This window comes from uncultured Thiodictyon sp., assembly GCA_903837595.1.
Lineage (GTDB): Bacteria > Pseudomonadota > Gammaproteobacteria > Chromatiales > Chromatiaceae > Thiodictyon.
In genome coordinates this window covers 26,976-33,775 of the sequence record CAILVI010000461.1, presented here as the reverse complement: position 1 = coordinate 33,775, position 6,800 = coordinate 26,976, and the positions used below count along the sequence as shown (strand labels likewise).

General features: G+C 56.9%; 6 protein-coding genes. All 6 read right to left on the bottom strand.

From position 1 onward, the window contains the following. Window positions 1-776 (bottom strand): FAD-dependent oxidoreductase (locus QZY44_RS27570; protein ID WP_295455653.1); only part of this gene is annotated, 776 nt, incomplete at its 3' end. Window positions 777-1,057: 281 nt separating this feature from the next. Continuing rightward, entirely contained in the window at window positions 1,058-1,678 is a 621-nt protein-coding gene (locus tag QZY44_RS27565) for a hypothetical protein (RefSeq protein WP_295455651.1), read from the bottom strand. 878 nt (window positions 1,679-2,556) lie between these two features. Continuing rightward, window positions 2,557-2,817, bottom strand: a complete 261-nt coding sequence (locus tag QZY44_RS27560; protein ID WP_295455649.1) for a hypothetical protein — start codon at window positions 2,815-2,817, stop codon at window positions 2,557-2,559. Window positions 2,818-3,016: 199 nt separating this feature from the next. Next, a complete protein-coding gene (locus QZY44_RS27555; RefSeq protein ID WP_295455647.1) occupies window positions 3,017-3,475 on the bottom strand; it encodes a hypothetical protein in 459 nt (152 codons plus the stop codon). Window positions 3,476-3,722: 247 nt separating this feature from the next. Continuing rightward, a complete protein-coding gene (locus tag QZY44_RS27550; protein ID WP_295455645.1) occupies window positions 3,723-5,795 on the bottom strand; it encodes an N-6 DNA methylase in 2,073 nt (690 codons plus the stop codon). Between the two features lie 381 nt (window positions 5,796-6,176). Beyond that, window positions 6,177-6,581: a GxxExxY protein gene (locus QZY44_RS27545; protein ID WP_295455643.1), complete on the bottom strand. Its 405-nt coding sequence runs from the start codon at window positions 6,579-6,581 to the stop codon at window positions 6,177-6,179. Between the last annotated feature and the right edge of the window lie 219 nt (window positions 6,582-6,800).

Below are 6,800 nucleotides of genomic sequence, written 5' to 3'. Positions count from 1 at the left end.
TCGATCTTATTGACCGCCGCGCGGGTGATCCAATTGATACCGCGCTCCACCATCAGCGACTCGGCAAACACCTTGCCGCTGGTGATATAGCCGCCGCGCGTGATATGTACCCCGCCCATCCCGAAGTCGCCCAGTTCGAATTCATTGCTGATCCAGGTGAGGTCGGCCTGGTCCCGCACGCCTGCCTGACGTAGCGCATGATCGATGTTGTAGAGATACTCGAAGGCCGCGCCCTGGCAGGTACACATCCCATGGCCAGTGCCGACCACGAACCGCCGACGCTCGCCCTTTCTCATGGCCCGGATGCACTCCTGCAACTGGGCATTAGCCTCCAGCGCGTGTTCGGGGGTGCAGACCGAGACGGTGTGGCCGCCCTCGGGACCAAGGCCAGGAGTACCGCCGAAGTTGAGCTTCGGGCCGGTAGCATTGACCAGGTAGTCGTAGTCCACGTCCTCGGTCTGGCCGCTGCGTGCTGAATCCGTATACTCGATGCGCACGAAGGGGCGCTCGCGGCTGCCGTCGCCTTCCGGATGGGTCGAGACCGCCCGCGCTTGCAGGAACTCCACGCCGGCCTTCTGGTAGATTGGCGCCAGCGGGAAGGTCACCTGGTCCACCGTCATCTGACCACAGCCGACCCATACGTTGGACGGGACCCAGTTCCATTTAGGCCTGGGCGAAACCACAGTCACCCGATGCTCTTTGCCGAGCCAGAGGCTCAGATAGCGGGCTGTGGTGTGTCCGGACAGGCCGGCGCCGAGTATCACGATACGTGCCATTATTTTAGTCCTCCTCGCGGTTGGTATGGCGGGGCAACGCTAGCAAGCGCGGGGTAGGCTGTCAAACCTAGCTGATTGTGATATCTCAACGAATCTGCACGCGGAATCTGTTAGCTCGCGCCCGGCATCAAAGCCGTCGGCACGCCATGTCTGCCCCTGCGGTCAGCCTATTTGACATGCGGTTATACCTGCCCTTGGAGCCCCCTCCCCTCTCCCAGCGCGGAGGGGGCCGATTGTCAAGAACGCCCTGATGAATGCTGGCGCAAACACTGGCCCCGCGTCTAGGGCGCGCAAACGATCTCCAGATCGTCGCTGAAGAGTCCGACCTGAACGCCTTTACGCAGATAGACCGCGGTATAGATCCGCAACTCGGGCGTGCCGGCATGCAGCAAGGGGCGGTCGTCGATGAAGGGCGATATATGGGTGCGGCCTAGGGGGACCCAATCGTCATCGCCTGGGCGTTTGCAGTAGAACGCAATCTCGTCACTATCGCCCTTGACATAACTCAGTATGATCGGTCCCCCGGTCTGATCGACCCCGGTGATAACAGGTTTGGCGACGGAGAGATCGACCACGTGCTCAGTGCCTTCGATCCCGAGCGCGGTGCCCTGCGCCTGGGTATAACCATACTGCGCCTTGATGAGCCGCACCAGCGCCCGGATCTCGGCCCAGAGCCGCTCGCGACTGGCATTCTTCGCCGCCGTGTCCGCCTTGGCAGCGATGGCGGACGCGTTGGCCTGGGCGAGCTTGGCATCAAAATCGGCGCTCGCAGCCTCGACCCGCGCGACATCCTCCGGCGTGACGCGATAGCCCGCTACATTGAGCAGTAGTTTGGCGAGGAAGATGGCGACCCAACGCACGAGATCATGGTCTGACTTCGGGACAAAATCGGATTTTGCCATAGTGGCATACCTCCTATTGACTCGACACCGAACAATGGCGGCGTTCCCTCGCCCCTGCCGGGACCGCGGCGGACCGCGCCCCGCCACTCCAGAATCAATCGACCGCCTGCGAGGACGCCTTGGCACCACCATGGATGCGAGCCGCGCCAATCGCTGCATCCCGCGAGAATTAAGCTTTGCCGTGAAAGTCGCGCCGGGAGCGCGCTCCACTTCTCCCTCCCCCTTGTGGGGGCGGGCCGGGGCGGGGGAACGGCCAAGGCGCCCGCCACTTTCATCTTGCGGGGTGGCGCGGGCGCCATGGCCGTTACCGCGCCAGACCCCAGCGGTACCCCTCAAGGGTCGCGGGGCGTCCCGTGGGGCTTGCGCGGGACCGCTCCAACATCCAGGCGCGCCGCGCCAGGTTCCAGCGGTACAGCTCAAGGGTCCAGCGGCTTCCCGCGAGGCTTCAGATGTGCGCCGCAAGTGTCGCGGCGCACGCCTGAAAGGATACGACATGTGGACCTCCGCCAACACATTGTTCCTTTTCGCTTTTATACGTCACGCCTGAGCCTTTGCGGCGCACATCTCAAGACCTCAGGAACGCGCCGCAAGTCTTGAGATGTGCCAAACCACATCTCAGGGACACCGCTCCAGTACCCCGGGGGTCCGACTGCGGTCTGCAGCGCCAAGTTTCATTCTGTCGGGGGCCCGGCGCAGTCTCCAGGGACGCGATTTCAGTCTGGCGGCGGCCCTCCCGAAAGTCCGGCGGGGCGACTCGTCCGCTTCGCCCACCCAGTTCAGGCCGAGAAACCGCGTTTCACCCCTTGCAGGTCCCTCACCCTGCTGCCCTCAAGGTCGGGCCAAGCCAAGTCGCCCTTCGCGATGCTCCAAAGTATAGTTCACAATTGGTTGTTGTTGAATAATATATCCCTGCCCTGATTGGGTGATAAGGGCGGCATGGGTTCGGGCCGCTCTTCTGACTGCCAATGATCGGAGTCCGGAAGCCCGGCATCCGCCGCTGTCGACGCAGGCCGGGGACCTGGGCGATGGGCCGGGGGCGAATCGGGCCGCAAGGCGTGATAGAGGCCCGCGGCAAACAGGATCGCCATCAGCGCCGACCAGACGATCACCAGACGCGGCACACCATTCGGGTTTTGCATGAGGGAACTGCATTAGCAATTATGTCACGCCCTTTCAGGGCTAGCCCTAATAAACAACGCTAACCCAGGGCGCTGCCCTGGGCTGATATGTTCGACCCCGTTGGGGTCGATATACAACATAGGATGGAGCGCAGCGGAATCCAGGGTTCTCCGCTGATCCGTCTGAACTTTCATTTACTCGAGAGGCCTGGCCGGCGATTTAAGGTTCAAATCGCTGATTGGTAAAGGGCGGCGCGGTCGGGCGTTGAATCGAAATGAACGCGAAACCATTCTCCCGATGACAGGAGTTGCAGGCCGCCGTCAGCCGGTTGAACGCCTTGGCAAACTGCACCGCACTCTGGGCCGCGATAGCCGCCTGAAGTCCAGATATCGGCGCCGTCGTGATGTCCTTGACGAGTTTGGCGATAGGGTGGCCCTTGAAATCCGGTTGGAACCGCGCCGCATCGGCGAACCCTTCATTGATTTCATCTAATTCGTAGGCGGCGAGTTCCCAGTTCTTGGACTTGCCCGCAAACCAGAGTTTCGCATGCCGCACCTGGATCGCTCCCATGATGTCGCCAAGCCCGGGGGTATAGACCTCTGGGGAGGCAGCCGATTGATCCCCGGTAGGCTCGGCGACCACGCTGGGCTGCACTCCCACGGCGGCGAGCAGGACCATACTGATTACCACCACATTGACTCTTGATTTTTTCATCTTGTCACCAAAGTAAAGAGCACTGCATTAACATGGATGGACAGGATAAACAGGATCAGAAACTAATGGAAATCAAGTCTTTCGCCGGTCCGCCATGCAGGCGGCACCGATTTCTGTTAGTTCTGTCCGCCACCGCTACCGGCTAAAGCCTCGACCTCCTGTTATTGACCGACCCGAGCAGCCAAGCCCCAAAGCAATAGATCGCGTGAACCTACTCTGCTTGAATGTCATCCGACTCACCCCACACGCGGGCCAGCGTCTCCTGGATCTTCGCCTCCTCCTCAGTAATTACAAGCTTGAGCTGCTCTATTTCGATCTGATATCCCTTGATCTCCGCGATGATCTCCTTTTGCATATCAAGCGGAGGAAGCGGAATGCGGAAGTTTTCAACATAATCGCGCGGTACTCGTTGAAGTCCGCCAGTTCCTGTCATCTGAGCAATAGCATCATCGCGGAAAAAGGGATGCATCACACAAAAATAGATCCATTCGGGAAGAACTTGCACGCCACTTCGTAGCACATAATACTCGCTAGACCCGAACCCAATCCCATTTACCAACGAGCGAGCAATACCAGCTTTCCCATTCTCAAAGCAAGGCGTCACTTTCGCAAGCAAAACATCGCCATCTTCAAAATAAGTATAACTTGAGGTTACCTCAGAAAGCAGCTTTTGCCCGCTGGGGCGAAAAGCAATGCAATGCTCATTTAGATCGGCCATCGGCAGGAAGGAGACCTTTGTGTCCGGCGGTAGCGTAGCTAACTGACTCTTTCGCGGGTTGACAATGCAGACATCCCCAATTCGCACTAAAGGGAAAATATTAGTTCTCGGGCCACTCTCCCGATACCGCTCTCCGCTCAGGCTATAATCGCCATTCGCGGCAATTTTCTCCTTCGGTACAATCAATGCGCGACCGGACTCGATCAGCGATTTTAACATGGATGGACAGGATGAAGAGGATGAAGAGGCCAATTGTTCATCCTGTCTATCCTGTCCATCCATGTTAAAATACTCTTTCAATCCAGTCGCAGTCTCTGGCAGGTCATCCTTGTCAATCGCGCGCCGCTGGGCACCAAGCCCAAAGCCATCGTTGACGACCTTAAAGAATCCGATTGTATCGGACCGCCGCGCCCGCGCCCTGTCGAGTATCAGAATCGATGTCTTGACCCCCGAATAGGGCTGGAACACCCCCGCCGGCAGCGAGACGACCGCGACCAGATAGCCCTCCACCAGCATCTTGCGCAATTTCACATAGGCCGTCTGGCTCTGAAAGATGATCCCCTCCGGGACGATGATCCCGGCCCGGCCCTGCGGCTTCAGGTGTTCGGCCATATAGTCGACGAACAACACCTCGCTGCGCTTACTCTGGACCGAAAACCGATTGTGCGGTTTGATGCCGCCCTTCGGCGACATAAAGGGCGGATTGGCAAGGATGACATCGGCAAAATCATTCCAACGCTCCTGGCTGGTGAGTGTGTCATATTCAAAGATATGCGGATCGGCGAACCCATGCAGATATAAATTCACCAGCGACAGCCGCACCATATCGGGTGAAATGTCATAGCCCTTAAAATTGCCGACCAGCCGCGCACGTTCATCGGGTGTGAGCGAAGAAATCAACATGGATGAAGAGGATGGGCAGGATAAAGAACTCTTATCCTGCCCATCCTCTTCATCCATGTTAATTATATTTTTCGCCAAAATATGTTTATAGGCAGAGATCAAAAATCCGGCCGTCCCGCAGGCGGGATCGAGCACGGTCTCGTACTTCTTGGGGTCGATGACTTCAACCACGAATTCGATGATGTGGCGCGGGGTGCGGAACTGCCCGGCGCTGCCCTGGGAGCCGAGTACCGAGAGCAGGTACTCGAAGGCATCACCCAAACGCTCGGAGTGGTCATACTCGAACTCGTCGATGATCTTGAGGAAGGCGCGCAGGGTCTCCGGGTCCCGATAGGGCAGATACGCGTTCTTGAAGATCTCGCGGAACAGCGGCGGGATGCCGGGGTTCTCCGGCATTCTGCCGATGGCCTCGGCATAGAGGTTCAGGGTCTCATGCCCGCCGAGCCCGGAGCGCATGAGCTTGGCCCAGCCATAGCGGGCAAAATCGCGGGCGAAAAACTTGCGTTGGCCGCCCAGTTCCTCGGCCTCGGCATCCATATCGTCCATGAATTTATAGATCAGCGCGATCGTGATCTGCTCCACTTGGCTCTTGGGGTCGGGCACCTTGCCGACGAGGATATCGCGGGCGGAATCGATGCGGCGCTTAGTATCAGTATCGAGCATAGGAAAGATTATCTACATGGATGAACAGGATTAACAGGATAATCTCTTATATTGCCGATCCTGTTGGCTCTATACAAGATGGCTAAAAGACAAGAAAGATTATCTACATGGATGGACAGGATTAACAAGATAATATCATTGTCTCTTATCCTGCCAATCCTGTGCATCCATGTTAAATATTCTTATTTCGCGTGAAGCGTCGATTATCTACATGGATAAACAGGATTAACAAGATAATATCTTTGTATTTCTTATCCTGTTAATCCTGTGCATCCATGTCAAATATTCTTATTTCGCGTGAAGCGTCGATTCTCTACATGGATAAACAGGATTAACAAGATAATATCATGGTTTTTATCCTGCCAATCCTGTCCATCCATGTTAAATATTCTTGCTTCGCGTGAAGCGTCGATACTCCAGCTTCGGATGGCCGAAGTTTCTGAGTAGTCCGACTTCGATGCCCGTAGCGTTGAGATAATTGATGATCTGGGCTTGATGTTCGGGCGCGAGAGCCTTAACCGCTTTCAGTTCAATAAGCACTTTATCGTCGACCAACATATCGGCAAAAAAGTCGCCGACACATTCGCCTCTGAACATGACCTTGATCGGCTGCTGCGCAGTGGCCGACAGACCTTTTTGCCGCACCGCCAACAATAAGGCGTTCTCATAAACCGATTCCAAAAAACCGGCGCCTAGCTCGTTGATCACATCAAACGCACACCCAATCACCACCTCCGTGAGGTGGCCATATTTTAGCCCCTCATCCTGTGCATCCTGTCTATCCATGTAAATTCTTAAGCGGCAAATTGGTTCAAGGAGACATAATCCTTGATGTAATCAGGGACGAGCGCGCGGTACTTCGGCGGTACGGCCTTGAAATCGCGGGTTGAGAACATCGGGTTGGTGGCCAGATCGGTGTAATGGCGGCGGTCGATGATGTCGCGGACCAGGCCGCTCGTGAGATACGCCTTGAAATAGGTCTTGATAGCCGGGATGGCCGTTGCC